The sequence below is a fragment of the Streptomyces sp. NPDC051555 genome, from assembly GCF_044454405.1.
Lineage (GTDB): Bacteria > Actinomycetota > Actinomycetes > Streptomycetales > Streptomycetaceae > Streptomyces.
Map to the genome: position 1 here is coordinate 104,682 of NZ_JBITDP010000001.1, position 17,081 is coordinate 121,762.

The 17,081-nt window shown below is 72.3% G+C and carries 19 protein-coding genes, 1 tRNA gene and 1 riboswitch; of the genes, 11 read left to right on the top strand and 9 right to left on the bottom strand.

What is annotated here, in order from left to right:
• Positions 1 to 22 precede the first annotated feature (22 nt).
• On the bottom strand, positions 23 to 838 hold the full coding sequence (locus tag ACIBEA_RS00475; protein WP_399256342.1) for a tyrosine-protein phosphatase: 816 nt from the start codon (positions 836 to 838) through the stop codon (positions 23 to 25).
• Between the two features lie 307 nt (positions 839 to 1,145).
• Positions 1,146 to 1,315: riboswitch (cyclic di-AMP (ydaO/yuaA leader) on the top strand.
• Between the two features lie 4 nt (positions 1,316 to 1,319).
• Between ACIBEA_RS00475 and ACIBEA_RS00480 the strand changes: the two genes are divergently transcribed.
• From ACIBEA_RS00480 to ACIBEA_RS00520, 9 genes are all read left to right on the top strand, one after another.
• The gene (locus ACIBEA_RS00480; protein ID WP_399256344.1) at positions 1,320 to 2,324 is read left to right on the top strand and encodes a peptidoglycan DD-metalloendopeptidase family protein; all 1,005 of its coding nucleotides are present in this window, start codon (positions 1,320 to 1,322) and stop codon (positions 2,322 to 2,324) included.
• A 178-nt stretch (positions 2,325 to 2,502) separates the two neighbouring features.
• Positions 2,503 to 3,381 carry an SGNH/GDSL hydrolase family protein gene (locus ACIBEA_RS00485; RefSeq protein WP_399256346.1) on the top strand — a complete coding sequence of 293 codons (879 nt, stop codon included), beginning with the start codon at positions 2,503 to 2,505 and terminating at the stop codon, positions 3,379 to 3,381.
• Between the two features lie 171 nt (positions 3,382 to 3,552).
• Complete coding sequence (locus ACIBEA_RS00490) at positions 3,553 to 4,761, top strand: MBL fold metallo-hydrolase (RefSeq protein ID WP_399257870.1); 1,209 nt, start codon at positions 3,553 to 3,555, stop codon at positions 4,759 to 4,761.
• Between the two features lie 262 nt (positions 4,762 to 5,023).
• Complete coding sequence (locus ACIBEA_RS00495; protein WP_399256348.1) at positions 5,024 to 6,802, top strand: sensor histidine kinase; 1,779 nt, start codon at positions 5,024 to 5,026, stop codon at positions 6,800 to 6,802.
• A gap of 67 nt (positions 6,803 to 6,869) precedes the next feature.
• Positions 6,870 to 7,301 carry a roadblock/LC7 domain-containing protein gene (locus ACIBEA_RS00500; protein ID WP_354380882.1) on the top strand — a complete coding sequence of 144 codons (432 nt, stop codon included), beginning with the start codon at positions 6,870 to 6,872 and terminating at the stop codon, positions 7,299 to 7,301.
• Positions 7,298 to 7,741, top strand: coding sequence for a DUF742 domain-containing protein (locus tag ACIBEA_RS00505; protein ID WP_399256350.1), 444 nt, complete (start codon positions 7,298 to 7,300; stop codon positions 7,739 to 7,741). The genes ACIBEA_RS00500 and ACIBEA_RS00505 overlap by 4 nt, the downstream gene beginning before the upstream one ends.
• Entirely contained in the window at positions 7,719 to 8,360 is a 642-nt protein-coding gene (locus tag ACIBEA_RS00510) for a GTP-binding protein (protein ID WP_399256352.1), read from the top strand. Before ACIBEA_RS00505 ends, ACIBEA_RS00510 begins: the two co-directional genes overlap by 23 nt.
• On the top strand, positions 8,357 to 8,908 hold the full coding sequence (locus tag ACIBEA_RS00515; RefSeq protein WP_399256354.1) for a GAF domain-containing protein: 552 nt from the start codon (positions 8,357 to 8,359) through the stop codon (positions 8,906 to 8,908). The genes ACIBEA_RS00510 and ACIBEA_RS00515 overlap by 4 nt, the downstream gene beginning before the upstream one ends.
• A 146-nt stretch (positions 8,909 to 9,054) precedes the next feature.
• Entirely contained in the window at positions 9,055 to 9,435 is a 381-nt protein-coding gene (locus ACIBEA_RS00520; protein WP_399256356.1) for an MmcQ/YjbR family DNA-binding protein, read from the top strand.
• Here ACIBEA_RS00520 and ACIBEA_RS00525 read toward each other — a convergent pair.
• Positions 9,432 to 10,346, bottom strand: coding sequence for a transketolase family protein (locus ACIBEA_RS00525; protein WP_399256358.1), 915 nt, complete (start codon positions 10,344 to 10,346; stop codon positions 9,432 to 9,434). The genes ACIBEA_RS00520 and ACIBEA_RS00525 overlap by 4 nt on opposite strands.
• Positions 10,347 to 10,353: 7 nt before the next feature.
• Positions 10,354 to 11,055: a transketolase gene (locus ACIBEA_RS00530; protein ID WP_399256360.1), complete on the bottom strand. Its 702-nt coding sequence runs from the start codon at positions 11,053 to 11,055 to the stop codon at positions 10,354 to 10,356.
• A 157-nt stretch (positions 11,056 to 11,212) separates the two neighbouring features.
• On the opposite strand from ACIBEA_RS00530, the gene ACIBEA_RS00535 reads away from it, so the two are divergent.
• Positions 11,213 to 11,289: transfer RNA gene (locus ACIBEA_RS00535), tRNA-Pro, on the top strand.
• A gap of 28 nt (positions 11,290 to 11,317) precedes the next feature.
• Here the strand turns inward: ACIBEA_RS00535 and ACIBEA_RS00540 are convergent.
• The 6 genes from ACIBEA_RS00540 to ACIBEA_RS00565 all read right to left on the bottom strand — a co-directional run bounded on the left by ACIBEA_RS00540 (position 11,318) and on the right by ACIBEA_RS00565 (position 16,657).
• Positions 11,318 to 12,754, bottom strand: a complete 1,437-nt coding sequence (locus ACIBEA_RS00540; protein WP_399256362.1) for a tyrosine-type recombinase/integrase — start codon at positions 12,752 to 12,754, stop codon at positions 11,318 to 11,320.
• A 211-nt stretch (positions 12,755 to 12,965) separates the two neighbouring features.
• A complete protein-coding gene (locus ACIBEA_RS00545) occupies positions 12,966 to 13,232 on the bottom strand; it encodes a cation transporter (RefSeq protein WP_399256364.1) in 267 nt (88 codons plus the stop codon).
• A 37-nt stretch (positions 13,233 to 13,269) separates the two neighbouring features.
• Positions 13,270 to 14,451 carry a sulfite exporter TauE/SafE family protein gene (locus ACIBEA_RS00550; RefSeq protein WP_399256365.1) on the bottom strand — a complete coding sequence of 394 codons (1,182 nt, stop codon included), beginning with the start codon at positions 14,449 to 14,451 and terminating at the stop codon, positions 13,270 to 13,272.
• A 118-nt stretch (positions 14,452 to 14,569) separates the two neighbouring features.
• Entirely contained in the window at positions 14,570 to 14,974 is a 405-nt protein-coding gene (locus ACIBEA_RS00555; RefSeq protein ID WP_399256367.1) for a hypothetical protein, read from the bottom strand.
• Positions 14,975 to 15,237: 263 nt separating this feature from the next.
• Positions 15,238 to 16,227, bottom strand: a complete 990-nt coding sequence (trxB, locus tag ACIBEA_RS00560; RefSeq protein WP_399256369.1) for a thioredoxin-disulfide reductase — start codon at positions 16,225 to 16,227, stop codon at positions 15,238 to 15,240.
• Positions 16,228 to 16,237: 10 nt separating this feature from the next.
• The gene (locus tag ACIBEA_RS00565; RefSeq protein ID WP_399256371.1) at positions 16,238 to 16,657 is read right to left on the bottom strand and encodes an arsenate reductase ArsC; all 420 of its coding nucleotides are present in this window, start codon (positions 16,655 to 16,657) and stop codon (positions 16,238 to 16,240) included.
• 103 nt (positions 16,658 to 16,760) lie between these two features.
• Between ACIBEA_RS00565 and ACIBEA_RS00570 the strand changes: the two genes are divergently transcribed.
• A complete protein-coding gene (locus tag ACIBEA_RS00570) occupies positions 16,761 to 17,075 on the top strand; it encodes an ArsR/SmtB family transcription factor (RefSeq protein WP_399256373.1) in 315 nt (104 codons plus the stop codon).
• Positions 17,076 to 17,081 lie beyond the last annotated feature (6 nt).

Below are 17,081 nucleotides of genomic sequence, written 5' to 3' on the forward strand. Positions count from 1 at the left end.
CCGGCCCGCCCTGCCCGGCCGGTCAGGCCGGTGACTCGAGGTAGTGGTCGCGCAGTCGGTCGAGGGTCTCGGGCGTGAGCCCGAGGCCCTCGGCGAGGTAGCGGTCGGTGCTGCCCCAGATCTCCTCCAGGGTGGCGAAGGCCGCGAGCAGGTACTCGGCGCGCGCGTCGAACAGCGGGGCGAGCAGCTCCATCACCTCGGGCGAGCGGGCCTCGGCGGACTCGCTGCTGCGGCGCACCCGGTAGCGCCGGTGCGGGGCGTTCGACTCCAGGTAGTCCGCCACGATCGCCTCGCGCTCGACGCCGAGCGCGAGCAGGGTGACCGCGATCGACAGGCCGGCCCGGTCCTTCCCGGCCGCGCAGTGCATCAGCACCGGCACCTGGTCCTGGACGAGCGCCTGGACGACCTGGCGGTGCTCCGCGGTGCGGGTCGTGACGATCTCCCGGTAGGAGTTGGCCATACGCAGCGCGGCCTTGCCCTCGCCGAGGACCTGGCGCAGCTGGTCGAGGTCACCGTCGCGGACCATCCGCCAGAACTCCGTACCGTCCGCCGGGTCGGAGAGCGGGAGGTTGACGTTGCGGACCCCGGGCAGCTCGACGTCCGGGCCTTCGAGCGCGTGGTCCGCGGCGTTGCGGAAGTCGAAGATGGTGTGCAGCCCGAGCGAAGCGAGGAATTCCGTATCGGTTTCGGTGGCATGTGCCAGATGTCCGCTTCGGAAGACCTGTCCCGCTCTGACCCTCCGTCCGTCCGCGGTCGGGAGCCCGCCCACGTCACGGAAGTTGCGCACTCCGGTCAGCTCCGGCTCCGTGGACGGGGCCTGGGGTATCTGCTGGGTCACGAGGACTCCTCCATATCGTCGCGGCATGTCCGAATTACACTAGTTGAGCGCAACTTGCCACAAGGGACGGGGAGATCGGATCGCCCCCGTGAGCAGGATCATACGGTCACCGTGAGTGTGTGATCACGAAAGTCGAATTGCCTTGTGGGGGCGGCCGTTGTCGCGGCGGATTCGACGGAGGGTGACCGGAATTCCGTCGATCCCTCACCCGGGCCTTTCCTGCGGGGAATTCGCGGCTTGTTCCGGGGGGCCGGACGGAATACCTTCGCGTCGACCCGGATGGACCGCCTAATCCTGCCACCATCCGAAACCGCACCCGACGATCCACACGCCCGGCAGGAGCGGGGGAACCAGGTAAGCCGCCGTCACCGGAATGGATCTTTTCCTCCGGACGGCTCGGGGTGAAGCCGTACGCGTACGGCCGGACATCTCCAGTCCGAACCCGACAGCTCACCTCGCAGGCGACGGAGAGGAATTCGCCATGCCCGCAAAGGGAAAGCACCGCCGCCCGAAGTCCAGCCCGATAGCCCGCGGACTCGTCGTCGCCGGCACCGGGAGCGCGGCGCTCGCGCTGCCGCTGATGGGTGCCACGGGCGCGCACGCCGCGACCGGCTCGACGGCCACGACCGCTACGACGGCCGGCGCGGCCACCGCTGTTGCGACCCAGGCGCCCCCGGCCCAGGCGCCGGCCGCCGCGCCGGGGACCTCCGCGGTCTACACCGTGGTCCCGGGCGACTACCTCTCGAAGATCGCCGCGGAGCGGCACCTGAGCGGCGGCTGGCAGCAGGTGTACGCGGACAACCGCGAGGCCGTCGGTGCCGACCCGTCGCTGATCCACCCGGGGCTGAAGCTGACCCTGGGGGCGCGGGCGCAGCAGCAGGCCCCGGCCGAGGAATCCGCTCCTGTCGAGGAATCCGCTCCGACCGAGGAATCCGCTCCGGCGGCGGACGCGGGATCGGACGCGGGGTCGGACGAGGGCGCGAGGGACGAGGGCGCGAGCGACGAGGGTACGAGCGGCAAGCCCGCGCAGGGTACCGGTAGCGGTACGGGCAAGGGCTCCGGTTCGGGCGCCGCCTCGGCCTCCGGCTTCGTCGCTCCGGTCTCCGCCTCCATCACCACCCGGTACGGGGCGAGCGGCAGCATGTGGTCCAGCGGTCACCACACCGGTGTCGACTTCGCCGTGGGCACCGGCACCACCGTTCGCGCGGTCGGCGCGGGCACCGTGGTCTCCGCGGGTTGGGGCGGCGCGTACGGCAACGAGGTCGTCATCCGGCACGCGGACGGCCGCTACTCGCAGTACGGCCACATGTCCCAGCTGTCGGTGTCGGTCGGCCAGAGCGTCGGCGCGGGCCAGAGCATCGGCCTGTCCGGTTCCACGGGCAACGTCACCGGCCCGCACCTGCACTTCGAGATCCGCACGGGCGCCGGCTACGGCACGGACGTCGACCCGCTGGCCTACCTCCGCTCGAAGGGCGTGAACGTCTGACCGGCGAGCGCCGTTCGGCACGAAGAGGGGCCGGGACCCGAGGGGGGTCCCGGCCCCTCTTTCATGTACCTGACAGGGGCCTCACTTATTCCTTACCCGCCGGGTGGTATAGATCACGGTCCGTCAAGGGGTGGCTACGGTGGCGTAGGTCACGCCTTGGGGTGAAGGATGTCTTCTCGTGGCAGCGACGACAGCGATGACGACAAAGACGACGACGAAGACGACGCAGACGACGACGAACACGGCGAACACGAACGCGACGAACACGAACGCGACGACACTGAAGACGGCGCTCCAGGGCATCGGCTCGTACGCGGCGATCGGGGACAGCTTCACCGAGGGCGTGGGGGATCCGGGCCCGGGGGAGATCTTCGTGGGCTGGGCCGACCGGCTCGCGGTGCTCCTGGCCGATCAGCGCGACGAGCACGACTTCCGGTACGCCAACCTCGCCGTGCGGGGCAAGCTCCTGGACCAGATCGTGGCGGAGCAGGTGCCGCGGGCCAAGGAGCTGGCGCCCGACCTGGTCACCTTCTGCGCCGGGGGCAACGACATCATCCGGCCCGGGAGCGACCCCGATGACGTGGCGGAGCGGTTCGAGGCGGCCCTGGCCGACCTCGTCGGGTCCGTCGGCCAGGTGATGATCACCACCGGCTTCGACACCCGCGACGTGCCGGTGCTCAAGCACATCCGCGGCAAGGTGGCGACGTACTCGGCGCACGTGCGGTCCATCGCCGACCGGTACGAATGCCCCGTGCTCGACCTCTGGTCGCTGAAGTCCGTCCAGGACCGACGGGCTTGGGACGACGACCGGCTGCACCTCTCGCCCGAGGGGCACACCCGGGTCGCGCTGCGCGCCGCCCAGGTGCTGGGGTTGGAGGTGCCCGCCGACCCGGACCAGCCGTGGCCCCCGCAGCAGCCGCGCGGCTCGGCCGAGGTGACCCGGGACAACATCCAGTGGGCGCGGGAGTACCTCGTGCCGTGGATCGGCCGGCGCCTGCGCGGCGAGTCCTCCGGTGACCACATGGAGGCGAAGCGGCCGGACCTCCTGCCGCTGTAACGGGGCCGGGCGGGGGACAGGAGGCCGACGGGCGGGAAGCGGAATCCTTCGGGGCCGGTGCGCGTTGGCATGGTGGTAGCACGTACGACCCGCCCTGCCCACTTCCTCTCTGGAGGCGCCTTGACCGGCTCCGGCCCCGGCTCCCGTCCCTTGCGTCCACGGCTGCGCGCCATGCGGCCCGAAGCCTTCGGCGCGGATCCGTCCGGCGCTCGGCTGGAGCGGATCCTGCGCTCGCCGAACTTCGCCGACGGCGTCTTCCAGAATCCGGTCGGGGCCAGGACCAGGCCCTCCGGCTCGATGCTGGAATTCGCCAAGATCTATTTCCACAAGGAGCAGCGCGTCCGGCGCAATCCCGGCGCGCCGGTCCCGGTGCATCCGACCACGCTGGCCGACCTGGCGAAGCCGCCGGTCAGCGGCCTGCGACTGACCTGGATGGGGCACTCCAGCGTCCTCGCGGAGATCGACGGCCGCCGGGTGCTGTTCGACCCGGTGTGGGGTGAGCGGTGCTCTCCCTTCCCCTTCGCCGGGCCCAAGCGACTGCACCCCGTGCCGGTTCCGCTGGCCGCGCTGGGGCCGGTCGACGTCGTGGTCATCTCGCACGACCACTACGACCACCTCGACCTGCCGACGATCAAGGCGCTGGCCCGTACGGACACGGTCTTCGCGGTCCCGCTCGGCGTCGGCGCGCACCTGGAGCACTGGGGCGTCCCGGCCGACCGGCTGCGCGAACTGGACTGGAACGAGACCACCAAGATCGCCGGGCTGTCGTTGACCGCCACCCCGGCCCGGCACTTCTGCGGGCGCGGCCTGCGCAACCAGCAGTACACGCTGTGGGCGTCCTGGGTCGTCGCGGGCGACGAGCACCGGATCTTCCACAGCGGTGACACGGGCTACTTCCCCGGCTTCAAGGAGATCGGCGCCGCGCACGGTCCCTTCGACGCGACGATGATCCAGATCGGCGCCTACTCGGAGTACTGGCCGGACATCCACATGACCCCGGAGGAGGGCATGACGGCCCACCTCGACCTCCAGGGCGGCGCCCCGCACGGCACGATGCTGCCGATCCACTGGGGCACCTTCAACCTGGCCCCGCACCCGTGGGACGAGCCGGGCGAGGGCACCCTATCGGCCGCGGGCCGGGCGGGAGCGGCGATCGCGCTGCCGGTGCCGGGCCGACCCTTCGAGCCGGGAGCGCCGGACGCCCCGGCCGAGCCGTGGTGGCGCCCGTTCGTCTCGACCCCGGCTCCGGCCGCCGGCTCCGGGACCGTGCCCGTGTCCGCGGCCGGACCGTCCGCCGCCCGCACGGCGCCGCCCGCTGTGGGCCCCAAGGCGAACGAGGGCCCGAAGGCGAACGAGGAGCCGGAGGCCGTGGGCACCTGACCCGCAGGTCAAGCCGGTCCGCGAGGGTCGCGGGTCGGCCGGGGCGGGGGGCTCGCGCGGTGACGGGGGGCGCTGGGGCGGCGCCCGGAGGGGTATTCGGGCTGTCGTGCGAGCGCTCCTTCCGGAGCGGGACGCACCCCGGTGAAGTTCCCCAACTGGCCGCCTGCGGCACGAGGGCGCGGTCTAGCGTGGGTACCCGGTGATCAACACCGGGTCCCGGTACCGCGGGGGCCCGGGCCCCCGTACCGTACCGAGGACGCCGATGTCCGGACTCCGCGCCGCCCGCCCCCGCCACTCCCCGTCGAGACACGCCGTCACCGGTCCGGCCCGGCAGATACGGCCCCAGCTGATCAGGGCAGCCGTACTCCCCACCCTCGCCGCCGGCCTCAGCGGCGCCGCAGCGGTGATCTTCACCCTCCAGCTCGGCGGCGGCGCGGGCGCGCGCGACGCCCGGCTCTGGCCGGTGCTCACCGGGTGCGCCCTGCTGGTCGTCGGCGCGCTCGCCGCCGCCCTGCTCGGCGCCCAGCGCGCGGGGAAGGCCGTACGGGACCGCTGTGAAGCGCTGCGCCGGTCCAGCGTGCGCGGCCGCCAGGAGCTCGGGACGGTCGCGGACCGGCTGGAGCGCGGCGAGGCCCCGCCCCGCCCGCCGCGCGGTGGCGCCGGGGGTCCGGCGGTCGCGGGCAGCGGCGCCGGTCACGAACACGTGGACGAATTCTGGTTGCTCTCCCAGGAGTTGCGCGGCGCCCGGGAACAGGCGCACACCACGCTGGTACGGCTGGCCGGGCCCGCGGCGCCCTCCGACAGCGACCAGAAGGTCGAGGTCTTCGTGAACCTCGCCCGCCGCCTCCAGTCGCTGGTGCACCGCGAGATCTCACTGCTCGACGACCTGGAGGACACGGTCGAGGATCCGGACCTGCTCAAGGAGCTGTTCCACGTCGACCACCTCGCCACCAGGATCCGGCGCCACGCGGAGAACCTCGCGGTGCTCGGCGGCGCCGCGTCCCGGCGGCAGTGGACCCGCCCGATCGACCTCAGCGAGGTGCTGCGGTCCGCGGTGGCGGAGGTCGAGCAGTACACCCGGGTGAAGGTGGTGCCGCCGGCGGGTGGCACGGTGCGCGGGCACGCCGTCGCCGACGTGGTGCACCTGCTGGCCGAGCTCGTCGAGAACGCGACGGTTTTCTCCGCCCCGGACACCGATGTCGTGGTGCGCGCCGAGCGGGTCACCGCCGGGATCGCGGTCGAGGTCGAGGACCGTGGCCTGGGCATGCCGACCGAGGAGCAGCGCCGGATGAACGCCCTGCTCGGCGACCCCGATCAGATCAACGTCCGGCGGCTGCTGGCGGACGGGCGGATCGGCCTGTTCGTGGTCTCGGCGCTGGCCCGCAGGCACGGGATCGCCGTCGAGCTGAAGTCCAACATCTACGGCGGGGTGCTCGCCGTACTGGTGCTGCCGCAGGAGCTGTTGGGCGCGGAGGCGCCGGGTGCGGCCGATGCGGCGGGGGGCTCGCGGGCCACCTCGTGGGGAACGGGCGGGGCGGGCGCGACGGCCGGGACGGCGTACGCGCCTCCGCTGGAGCCCGTACGGACGACCGCGACGGTGCCGCCCCCGCTCCCGTTCCCGGATCCGCTCCCCGAGCCGCTCCCCGAGCCGTTCCCGCACCCGCGCTTGCTTCCGGAGGCGGCGGTCGTGTCCGAGCCGGAGCCGGAGCCGGAGCCTGAGCCGGAGCCCGCGCTGGAGCTGGTCGTCGTGCCGGCTGTCGAGGCGGAGCGTCGGCCCGAACCGGTCCTGATCACCACGGTGTCGGCCCCGGTCGCGGGCATCGGCAGCGCCGTGGTGCCCGCGGCCCGGGGCGGGGGCGGCCGCCCGCCGCTGCCCCGGCGCCGGGCCCAGGAGCACCTCGCGCCGCAGCTGCGCGAGGCGCCCGTACCGCGCCGTACGGACCTCCGCGCCGCGGACGGCGAACCACCCCTGCACGATCCGGGCCTGATGGCCGCCTTCCAGCGGGGCTTCGGCCGCGCGCAGGCGGAGCATCCGTCATGACGGCCTCGCGAACCACCGCCACAGCTCCCACGTACCCGCCCACGTCCCGCAACGAGGAGAACCTCCGATGACAGCCGAAGTGGCCACGAAGATCACGCAACTCTCCGATTTGGACTGGCTGTTGAGCGGCCTGGTGCAGCGGGTGCCGTACACCCGCAGCGCCGTGCTGCTCACCTCGGACGGCCTCGTCACCTGTGTGCACGGCCTCGACGCCGACGCCGCCGACCACCTCGCGGCGCTCGCGTCCGGCCTCTACTCGCTCGGCCGCAGCGCCGGATCGCGCTTCGCCGAAGGGGCCGAGGTCCGGCAGGTGGTCGTCGAGCTCGACTCGGCACTCGTCTTCGTCTCGGCGGCCGGTGCGGGAACCTGCCTGGCCGTCCTCGCCGATCGGGAAGCCGATGCCGGCGTGCTCGGCTACGAGATGGCGATGCTGGTCAAGAGCGTACGTCCGTACCTGGCGGCCCCGCCCCGGCGCCCGGCCGCCGCTCCGGAGCGATGAGGCGCCATGCCACGGGGGCACGCGCGTCGGTTCCGTACCCGGTGGGGGTCGTCCGGGACACGCCTTGGCTCGACGACACCGCGGGCCGGGTGATGCGCCCGTACACCGCGAGCGGCGGCCGGACCCGCCCGGCCGCGGCGCTCGACCTGCTGTCCCTGGTGAGCGCCACCGGGGTGCGGCCGTGCGCGCCGCTGGGCCCGGACCACAGCCTGGCGCTGCGGCTCTGCGCCGGGGCGGCGGCCGTCACCGTCGCCGAGGTGGCCGGGCAGCTGCGGCTGCCCGCGGTGGTCACCAAGGTGCTGCTGTCCGACCTCATGGAGCACGGGGCCGTCGCGGCCCGCGCGCCCCGCTTCCCGGGCGCCCCCGGGGGCGCGGGGATCGCCGCCGACGACCAGTCCCTGCTGCGGGCGGTGCTCGATGGCCTACGTCGACGGCTGTGAGGGGGGCGCCCCGGGCGGGTCGTCCGGGCCGTCCGGATCGTCCGGAGCGGGAGCGCCGCTGACGCTGAAGATCCTGATCGCGGGCGGGTTCGGGGCGGGCAAGACCACCTTCGTGGGCGCCGTGAGCGAGATCGAGCCGCTGAGCACGGAGGAGCTGCTGAGCGGGCTGAGCGAGGACGCCGATCCGCTGGACGGCGTCGAGGCCAAGACGGCGACCACGGTCGCGCTGGACTTCGGCCGGATCACGCTGGACGCCCAGCGCGTGCTGTACCTCTTCGGCACGCCCGGTCAGCAGCGCTTCTGGTTCCTCTGGGAGGAGCTGTGCGCGGGCGCACTGGGGGCCGTCGTCCTCGCCGACACGCGGCGGCTCGCCGACTGCTTCGCGGCCGTCGACTTCTTCGAGCGGCGCGGGATCGGATTCATCGTCGCCGTCAACGAGTTCGACGGCGGCCACCGCTACACGACCGACGAGATCCGCGGGGCGGTGGGCCTCGCGCCGGAGGTGCCCGTCGTGCGGTGCGACGCACGGCTCACCGGTTCCGGCACGGGGGCGCTGGCCGTCCTCGTCCACCATCTGCTGTCCAGGGCCACGTCTTCTGAGTCGGGGGAACCGCCATGACCTACTACGAATCGACCGGACACCTACTGCTCACCCCGGTGGACCGGGAGGCTCCCGCGCGCGTCCTGCGGCTGCGCGAACTGGGCCTGGGGGAGCGGGTGGACACGGAGCTGGACGCCTTCGCGCGACGGATCGCGACGACGCTGGGAGCGCCGTACGCGGGGGTCAACTTCATCAGCGAGGAGAGGCAGTTCTTCGCCGGGCTGCACCACGGCGGCGACGCCCCGGCGAGCGCGTACCCGGCCCGGGTGCTCGCCCGCGACCAGGGGTACTGCCCGCACGTGGTGGTGCGGCGGCGGGCGCTCGTCCTGGAGGACGTCCGGGACTTCGCGCGCTTCGCCGGGAACGCGGTGGTCGACGAGAGCGGGGTGCGCTCCTACCTGGGCGCGCCGCTGACCGACCGGCGCGGGGTCGTGCTCGGGACGGTGTGCGCGGTGGACGTGGTGCCGCGCCGGTGGGGGACGGAGGGCCTGGCCACGGTCAAGGCGTTGGCGGCGGAGCTGGTCTCGGTCTTCCACGCGCGGGAGGACGGACTGCGGGCGGGCTGAGGGCGGGCGGAACGCGAGTGCGGGTGCGGGGCGGTTGTCGGTGCCGGGGTCTACCGTCGGACGCAAGGGTCCCGGCACGGGTCCCGGTACCGCACCGATACCGCATCCGACCCAGCATCGGCCTCGGCCGGAGAGGAGCCTTGGGGATGGCCACGACCCTGACCGCGCAGGACGTCCGCACGATCGTGCTGACGCTCCCCGACAGCACCGAGAAGCCGGCGTGGGGCATGCCGACCTTCCGGGTGGGCGGCAGGATGTTCGCCGCGCTCGCGGAGGACGACGCCTCCATCGGGGTGAAGTGCCCCAAGGAGGAGCGCGCCGAGCTGATCGCCGCCGAGCCCGCCAAGTTCTTCATGCGGGCGGGTCACGACGACAACTACGCCTGGCTGCGGGTCCGTCTGGCAGCCCTGGACGGGGCCGCCGAGCTGCGCGCCATCCTGGTCGACTCCTGGCTCCAGGCGGCCCCCAAGCGCCTGGTCCAGGCCCACCCGGAGTTGGGCGGCGCCGCGCCGGGCACCCCGGCCTAGTGCTTCAGGAAGGCGGCGATCCGCTCGCGGAGCCCGTGCGGATCCAGGCCGTGGGCGGCGGTGTGTTCGTCGATCGTGCCGAACCTCCGCAGCTCCTCCCTGCCGACGCCCAGGCCCAGGATCCGGTGCGGGACCTCGATCAGGGCCTCGGCGGCCGGGCCCGCGGACGTACCGGCGAGGTAGGGCTCGACCAGGACCACGTCGGCCGGGCCGGAGCCGACGGCCGCGCGCAGGGCCGCCTCGTCGAAGGGCCGTACGGTCGTCGCGTAGAGCACCGTCACGTCCATCCCCTCGGTGGCCGCCAGGACGTTGTCCAGGAGCGGCCCCACGGCCACCACCACGCCCGCACTCCCCTCCCGCACGGTCAGGAAGCGGCTGCCGTCGACCGGGCGCGGGGCGGCGTTGGACTGTTGGGAGAGCCGGACGTACACCTTGTCGTCCCCGGCGGCGTACGCGTGGCGCAGCAGTTCCTCGGCCTCGTCCGGATGGCCGGGGACGTGGACGGTCCAGCCGTCCAGGGTGTCGAGCAGGGCCACGTCACCGGGCGCCATGTGCGTGAACCCGCCGGCGGGCCAGTCGTACGAAGCGCTCGCGCTGACCAGGACCCCGCCCGTCCCCTGGTGCCCGAAGTCGAGCTTGATCTGCTCGAACGGCCGCTCGACGAGGAAGCTCGCGAAGGTGTGCAGCACCGGTCGCAGGCCCGTCAGCGCCAGCCCGCCGCCGACGCCCACGAGCAGCTGCTCGCGGATCCCGACGTTGATCACCCGGTCCGGGTGCCGCGAGCGGGCGGGGCGGAACCCGTCCATGGTGATCTCCGCGAGCACCACGGCCAGCCGCGGGTCCTCGTCGAGCTGCCGCGTGGTGAAGGAGACGAAACGCTCCCGCATGGAGTTGCCCGCCACGATGTCCATGGATTCCTCAGCCCTTCGTCTCGACGCGGGCGACCACGGCGTGCGGCTGCCCGGGATGCGGTGCGGTGAAAGCGGCGTGCAGGGCCTCGTGGTCCCGCCCGTCCACCGTGACGGCCGACCACCCGGCCGCCTCGAACCGGGACGCGATGCCGCCCGGCCAGCCGTGGGTGGCGGAGTCGTTGTCGATCACCACGGTGTGCAGCCGCTCCAGGCCGGCCGAGCCGGCGTAGGCGATGGCCTCGTGGTTGCTGCCCTCGTCCAGCTCGGCGTCACCGATCAGCACCCACACCGCGGGATCGGCCAGTCCCTGGGCCCGCAGCCCGAGCGCGCTGCCCACGGCGAGCGGCAGCCCGTGGCCGAGGGAGCCGCTGCCGATCTCCACGCCGGGGACGAGGGTGCGGTCCGGGTGGTGCCCGAGCGGGGACGCGTACCCGCCGAAGTCGGGGAGCCACTCGACGGGGAAGAACCCCTTGGCGGCCAGTACGGCGTAGTAGGCCATCGGCCCGTGCCCCTTGGACAGCAGGAACCGGTCCCGGTCCCGGTGCGCGGCGCGTGCCGGGTCCACGCGGAGCACCCGGTCGTAGAGCACCCACAGCACATCCAGCGTGGAGGTGGCGGCCGGCCCGTGCTTCTCGTCCCCGGTCATGAGCCCCATGAGCCGGTCCAGATCCTGGAAGCGGAACCCCGTGTCCGCGGTCGTTTGTGTCATACACGGATCGTGCAACCTCAACCGCGCTTGAGGTCAACCCCACCCTGTCCGGCGAGGCCGGGACCCGTCGCCGAAAGGTGCGCGCGACCACCACCCGAAGTGCGGTATCGTTCTCGTGCACGAGCGGTTGCGGCGAAAGTCGCAGGTCAGCGCGTAGCGGGACGTGGCGCAGCTTGGTAGCGCACTTGACTGGGGGTCAAGGGGTCGCAGGTTCAAATCCTGTCGTCCCGACCAGCGTTTACGCAGGTCGGAGGCCGTTCTCTCATCCATGAGAGGACGGCCTTTCGTGCGTCCGGGGCCATGGTGGTCGCAGTGTGGTCGCACGTCCGGTCTGCGGCCGGGAGGCCGCGGCGCTGAAGGCTGGCGGCGCGGGGGAGCGGAGCCGGCGGACGACTTCACCGAGCCGTTGGATGTGGTCGCGTGGTGGTCGCAGCCACGCCGGGCGGCTCGTCCCGAGCCCGGCCTTCTCAGCTCTGGTGAGGGCGCGGTCAATGGTGTCGACGGCTTCGCGGGCGGCCTGGCGGGTGAGGTGGCTGTAGATGTTGGCGGTGGTCGACAGAGTGGAGTGCCGCAGCGTCTTGGACACCACGGTCAGGGGCACGCCCGCGGTGATCGTGATGGTGGCCGCCAGGTGCCGCAGGTCGTGCACGGTGATCCGCGGGACGCCGGCTTCCTCGGACAGCTGATGCAGCCGGTTCAGGACCAGGTGGGGCCCGAGCGGCCTGCCATCGGGTCGGCAGAAGACCAGCCCGGTGAACGGGTCGTCAGGATCACCGCTCGTACGGGTTGTTGTGCGCGCCCGGTGCCGGAGTGCGGTGGCGACGCGGGGCGAGATGGCGACCCAGGCGCGGCTGGAGCGGGTCTTCGGCGCGGTAAGGACGAGGTGGTTGTTGTCGATAGCGGAGAGGGTGCAGCGCACGTACAGGACGCCTTCCGCGAGGTGGACGTCGTTCCAGTGCAGGCCGAGAGCTTCGCCCTTGCGCATGCCGGTGCCGATGAGGAACTCGAACAGGTCGGCCATCTCCGCGTCGGCCTGGTGGCAGTACGCGAGGAAGCGGACTGCCTCCTCCGCTGTCCAGATGCGTCGCTCCGGCGCCGCCGGGCGGCGCAGGACCGGGGGAGAAGCAGGGTTGTGGGGCAGGCGGTGTTGGCGGACAGCGTCGCCGAGGGCGCTGGAGAGTGTGGCCAGGCAGCGGTACAGGGTGGTCCGGCCGCGGCCAGCGGCGAGCTGGCACGTGACATAGGCCGAGATGTGCCGGTGGGCGAGCTGGTCCAGCTTGAGGGTGCCGAAGGCCGGGACGAGGTCGTTGCGGACGTAGTCGCGGTATCGGGCCATGGTGGTCGGCTTTAGCACGAGGGCCTTCGCTTCCAGCCATGAGTTGAGGTAGGCGGCGACGGTCTGGCTCGGGTCGGCGTTGTATCCGCCAGCCTCACCCTCGAGGAAGCGACTTAGGGCCTGCTCGGCTTTGTCCTGGCGGGTGAATCCGCTCCGGCGCACCGTGGTACGACGCCGGTCCGGGGTGGGGACGTCGACAGCGAAGCACCAGGTGCCGTGCTCGCTGTCGCTGGCCAGGTGGGGGCAGTGGGCGCCGAGCTGGCGATGCTGGGTGTCCCGGCAGCCGCAGCGGCGGTAGATGCGGCCGCGGCCGACGCTGGTACGCAGGGGGATCGCCTCCGGGAGGCGGAGGGAAGTGGACACTTCCAGCCTGCGACCACAGGCGACCACCATGCTGTCCAAGGCCGTGTGACCAGCCACTTTCCCTTGTCAGGGCCCCAAGGGCACTGGCTTCGACCCATCAGCGGGCCCTAGCTTGGCTCATGCTCGACATCTGACCTCGGACGACCCGCTCTCACCCCACGTGACGGCCCGGCCGGGGGATGCCCGGCCGGGCCGTCGGCCTTGCCGCGGGTCAGGCCACGCGGGCCGTGTACTCGCCCGCGGCCTCGACCGCCGCGACCAGCGCGGCGGGGTCCACCGCGGCGACGCCCTCCAGGTGTACGACGCTCCGGCCAGCCCGTACGTCCGTAGCGGCGGAGCGGACGCCGGGGATCTCCTCGAGCTCGTCGTCGATGAGCAGGCCGCAGCTGGAGCAGTGCATGCCCTCGACGATCAGCTCCACCCGCGGGCCGTCGACCTCGGCGGTGCCCTTCTTGTCCTTGCGGCTGAACAGCTTCATGTCAAAAGTCTCCCTCTTCGGTGGATTCGGGGGTCTGCTACTGGAATGCGACGGCGCCGGTCTGCATGCCCATGGCGCAGGAGAAACGGAGGGTGCCGGGCTTGCGGGTGCCGAGGTCGATCTCGGTGTCGCCGTTGCGCTTGACGATCTCCTGGACCCCGAGTTCGGGGATGGTGAACGCGCGGGCGCAGCCGCCGGAGTCCTTGCCGTGCAGGACCAGCGTGGTGGGCACCCCCGCCTTCGCGGTGAAGCCGGTCGGCTCGTAGAAGTCCGTCACCGTGAGGGTGACGATCTGCTTTCCAGCGGCGTCGATGCGTACGGGAGGGGCGTCGGCGCCCGCGGTGCCGCCGCCCGGGGCGGCCGGGTCGCCGTCCTCCTCTCCGCCCTCGACCTTCTCGACGATGAACGGCCCGCTCGCCGACGCCTGCTGGGCCGGGGCGGTGAAGGAGACCCAGCCGCCGGCCTGGAGCGCGGAGCCCATCGTCCACACGGCTACGGCCAGCACCACGACACCAGTGAGGACGGCGAGCCGCCCGGACAGCGCCTGCGCGCTGCGCCGGAAGAGGTATCCGAGCAGGGCGAACAGGGGCGCGGTGCCGATCACGAAGCCGGCCATCACGGCCGCTCCGGCCACCGGCGAGCCGGAGGTGATGGCGAGCAGCTCCATGGACAGGGTGACCCCGCAGGGCACCAGGACGGTCGCGAAGCCGATCAGTGCCGGGGTGGCCACCGAGCCGGTCCTGGCGCTGCGCCGCATCAACCGCCTGAAGGATGCCGGGGGCCGTGGCACGAGCCGTCCCACGGCCTTGACGCCGAACAGGTCGAGCGCGAACAGCACCATGAGCGCCCCGGCGGCCAGCAGCAGCACGGCCTGCACGCGGGGGCTGGGCTGCAGAGCGTTGCCGAAGATGCCCAGCAGAGCCCCGAGAACCGTGTGCGAGAGCAGCTTCCCCGCGAGGAAGGCTCCGACCGGCGCCAGGGGCTTGGGCGCGGGGGCGGGCGCGGCGGCCTTAGGGAGGGTCGCACTGGCCGTGGCGCCCTTGGGCCGGCCTTTCGCCTGGGAGGCGATGCCGCCCGGTCGCGGGGCGGCAGCGGCGTGGGTGCGGCGGCGGGTCACCGCCCCGGCGAGCAGGCCCCCCTGGACGGCGGCGCAGGAGGCACCACCGGCGAGTAGACCGGTGGAGGCACCGGTGACGAGCAGAGTGACGGACGACGACATGCGTCAACAACTCCTGATCGGCAGGACGGCACGCGCACCGAGCCGGGTGCGGGCATGCCGGAAGCGGACTTGGTTCACCTCGTCCCACGGGGCGGGGGCCCCGCGGGCGGGCGAACCATCACGTCCGCGACACGCACAACCGGTGAAGATCAGGGGGGTGGAGCGCCGAAGGCGGCGCGTTCGGCAGGACGACTGTCGCCAGGACCGGACAGGTCACGGCCAGGGGCACGTCCGCGAGGAGCGGAGCCGCCGGGGCGTCCGGCGCGATGGTGGCCTTGGGTGCCGCGCACTGAGATTGGGTCATGGGGCAGTGGGTGCCATGCCCCGCGCTGTCGGCGGCCATCTGCTGCCCGGCTTCGGCAGCGGCGCGGTGCCCGGATGGGGCGGCACTCATGGCCGCGGCCCCCATGGGGCCGGACATCGCCATCGCCGGCCGGGCCAGCCCGGCCAGGCACAGCAAGAGCGCGCACACCAAAAGCGCCCCGGACCACATCCGGAGCGACAGCGGCAGGCGGCGCATCATGCGCGCCATGCTAGGCCACAGCACACCCCCTCTCCTGCACCCGGTCCCCTCTGCGCACCAACATCGCCGAGGTCCATCAACAGGCCTGGATGATGCTCGCCCACGAGGCCTTCGCCCCTGAGACCAACCGACGCGTGGTCGTCGACCACTGCTGGTCCATGCGGTCCAACTGGGCGGCACGCGCTCGGTCGCCGCGTTGACCAGCCGGACCGCTGTGCAGGCGGGGACGACCGCCTGTACGCCCGGCTCCCTGAGGCTGCCAGTCAGGCGTTGACGTGCGCCATGTCCGCTTCTGCGCTGTCGTCGTTCAAGGCGGCGAGGTAGTGCTCGGCGTCGAGGGCCGCGGCGCAGCCGGTGCCGGCTGCGGTTATGGCCTGCCGGTAGGTGTGGTCGACGACGTCGCCGGCGGCGAACACGCCGGGGATGTTGGTACGGGTCGACGGGGAGGCGACCTGGATGTAGCCCTCGTCGTCGAGGTCGACCTGTCCGGTGAACAGTTCGGTGCGCGGGTCGTGTCCGATCGCGATGAACAGGCCGGTGACGTTGAGGTCGCGGAGCTTGCCGGTGAAGGTGTCGCGCAGGACGACGCCGGAGAGCATGCCGCCCGTTTCCTTGATCTCGGCGATCTCGCTGTCGAAGGCGAAGGAGATCTTGTCGTCGGTGAAAGCCCGGTTCTGCATGACCTTCGAGGCGCGCAGGGTGGAGCGGCGGTGCACGACGGTGACCGAGCGTGCGAAGCGGGTGAGGAAGGTGGCCTCCTCCATGGCGGTGTCGCCGCCGCCGACCACGACGATGTCCCGGTCGCGGAAGAAGAACCCGTCGCAGGTGGCGCACCAGGAGACGCCGCGGCCGGAGAGCTCGCCCTCCTTGGGAAGGCCGAGCTTGCGGTAGCCGGATCCCGTCGCGATGATCACGGTCCTCGCGCGGTGAACGGTGCCCTCGGAGTCGGTCAGGAGCTTGATGTCGCCGGTGAGGTCGACGGAGACGTCGTCGTCGATCATCTCGGCGCCGAACCGCTCGGCCTGGGCGCGCATGTTCGCCATCAGGTCCGGGCCGTCGACACCGTCGGGGAAGCCGGGGAAGTTCTCGACCTCGGTCGTGGTGGTCAGGGAGCCGCCGACGAAGATCGAGCTGCCGAACAGCAGCGGCTTCAGCTGGGCGCGGGCGGTGTAGAGGGCGGCGGTGTAGCCGGCGGGGCCGGAGCCTATGACGATGACGTTGCGTACGTCGTCGGTCGGGGTCGTCTCGGTCACGTCGTGCGCCTCACGCCTTCTGCTTGGCGTCGATCTCGGCGATCAGGCCCTCGATGAGGCCCTTGATCTCGTCGCGGATGGGGCGGACGGCCTCGACGCCCTGGCCGGCCGGGTCTTCGAGCTGCCAGTCGAGGTAGGTCTTGCCGGGGAAGTACGGGCAGGCGTCCCCGCAGCCCATGGTGATGATGTAGTCGGAGGCCTGGGCGGCCTCGGGGGTCAGCACCTTCGGGGTCTGGTCGGAGATGTCGATGCCCAGCTCGGCCATGGCGGCGACGGCGGAGGGGTTGATCTTTTCGCCGGGCATGGAGCCGGCGGAGCGGACCTCGACGCGGTCGCCGGCGAGGTGGCGCAGGAAGCCCGCGGCCATCTGGGAGCGGCCGGCGTTGTGGATGCAGACGAAGAGAACGGACGCGAGCGGGTTCGAGGACATCGGCTTTTCCTTCATGGCAGGCACGACTGCGGCATGCTACAGATCTGCGGCATGGTTCAGCCCGGACTGGTGTCAGCCCTTGGTGATGTGACAGTATCAGTCCATGATGACGTCAGTCGACACTGATCTGATCCGGGTACTGGCCGACCCGCTCAGGCTCCAGATCGTGACCCTCCTCGCCAGGGAGACGCTCTGCACCACCCACCTCGTGGAGGAGACGGGTGCCAAGCAGACGAACCTCTCCAACCACTTGAAGGTGCTGCGGGAGGCCGGGGTCGTGGAGACGGAGCCGTGCGGCAGGTACATCTACTACCGCCTGCGCCCGGAAGTCATCGAAGCCCTCGCCGGTCAGTTCGCCAACCTCGCGGCGACCGCGCGTGCCACCGCCGAAGCGAACCTCAAGCGGTCCTGCCCATAGCCCGCT

Excerpts from the sequence above, each read along its gene's own strand:
- ACIBEA_RS00480 (WP_399256344.1), top strand. The coding sequence starts at position 1,320 with ATGCCCGCAAAGGGAAAGCACCGCCGCCCGAAGTCCAGCCCGATAGCC.
- ACIBEA_RS00490 (WP_399257870.1), top strand. The coding sequence starts at position 3,553 with ATGCGGCCCGAAGCCTTCGGCGCGGATCCGTCCGGCGCTCGGCTGGAG.
- ACIBEA_RS00495 (WP_399256348.1), top strand. The coding sequence starts at position 5,024 with ATGTCCGGACTCCGCGCCGCCCGCCCCCGCCACTCCCCGTCGAGACAC.
- ACIBEA_RS00500 (WP_354380882.1), top strand. The coding sequence starts at position 6,870 with ATGACAGCCGAAGTGGCCACGAAGATCACGCAACTCTCCGATTTGGAC.
- ACIBEA_RS00505 (WP_399256350.1), top strand. The coding sequence starts at position 7,298 with ATGAGGCGCCATGCCACGGGGGCACGCGCGTCGGTTCCGTACCCGGTG.
- ACIBEA_RS00510 (WP_399256352.1), top strand. The coding sequence starts at position 7,719 with ATGGCCTACGTCGACGGCTGTGAGGGGGGCGCCCCGGGCGGGTCGTCC.
- ACIBEA_RS00515 (WP_399256354.1), top strand. The coding sequence starts at position 8,357 with ATGACCTACTACGAATCGACCGGACACCTACTGCTCACCCCGGTGGAC.
- ACIBEA_RS00520 (WP_399256356.1), top strand. The coding sequence starts at position 9,055 with ATGGCCACGACCCTGACCGCGCAGGACGTCCGCACGATCGTGCTGACG.
- ACIBEA_RS00525 (WP_399256358.1), bottom strand. The coding sequence starts at position 10,346 with ATGGACATCGTGGCGGGCAACTCCATGCGGGAGCGTTTCGTCTCCTTC.
- ACIBEA_RS00530 (WP_399256360.1), bottom strand. The coding sequence starts at position 11,055 with ATGACACAAACGACCGCGGACACGGGGTTCCGCTTCCAGGATCTGGAC.
- ACIBEA_RS00545 (WP_399256364.1), bottom strand. The coding sequence starts at position 13,232 with ATGAAGCTGTTCAGCCGCAAGGACAAGAAGGGCACCGCCGAGGTCGAC.
- ACIBEA_RS00550 (WP_399256365.1), bottom strand. The coding sequence starts at position 14,451 with ATGTCGTCGTCCGTCACTCTGCTCGTCACCGGTGCCTCCACCGGTCTA.
- ACIBEA_RS00555 (WP_399256367.1), bottom strand. The coding sequence starts at position 14,974 with ATGATGCGCCGCCTGCCGCTGTCGCTCCGGATGTGGTCCGGGGCGCTT.
- ACIBEA_RS00565 (WP_399256371.1), bottom strand. The coding sequence starts at position 16,657 with ATGTCCTCGAACCCGCTCGCGTCCGTTCTCTTCGTCTGCATCCACAAC.
- ACIBEA_RS00570 (WP_399256373.1), top strand. The coding sequence starts at position 16,761 with ATGATGACGTCAGTCGACACTGATCTGATCCGGGTACTGGCCGACCCG.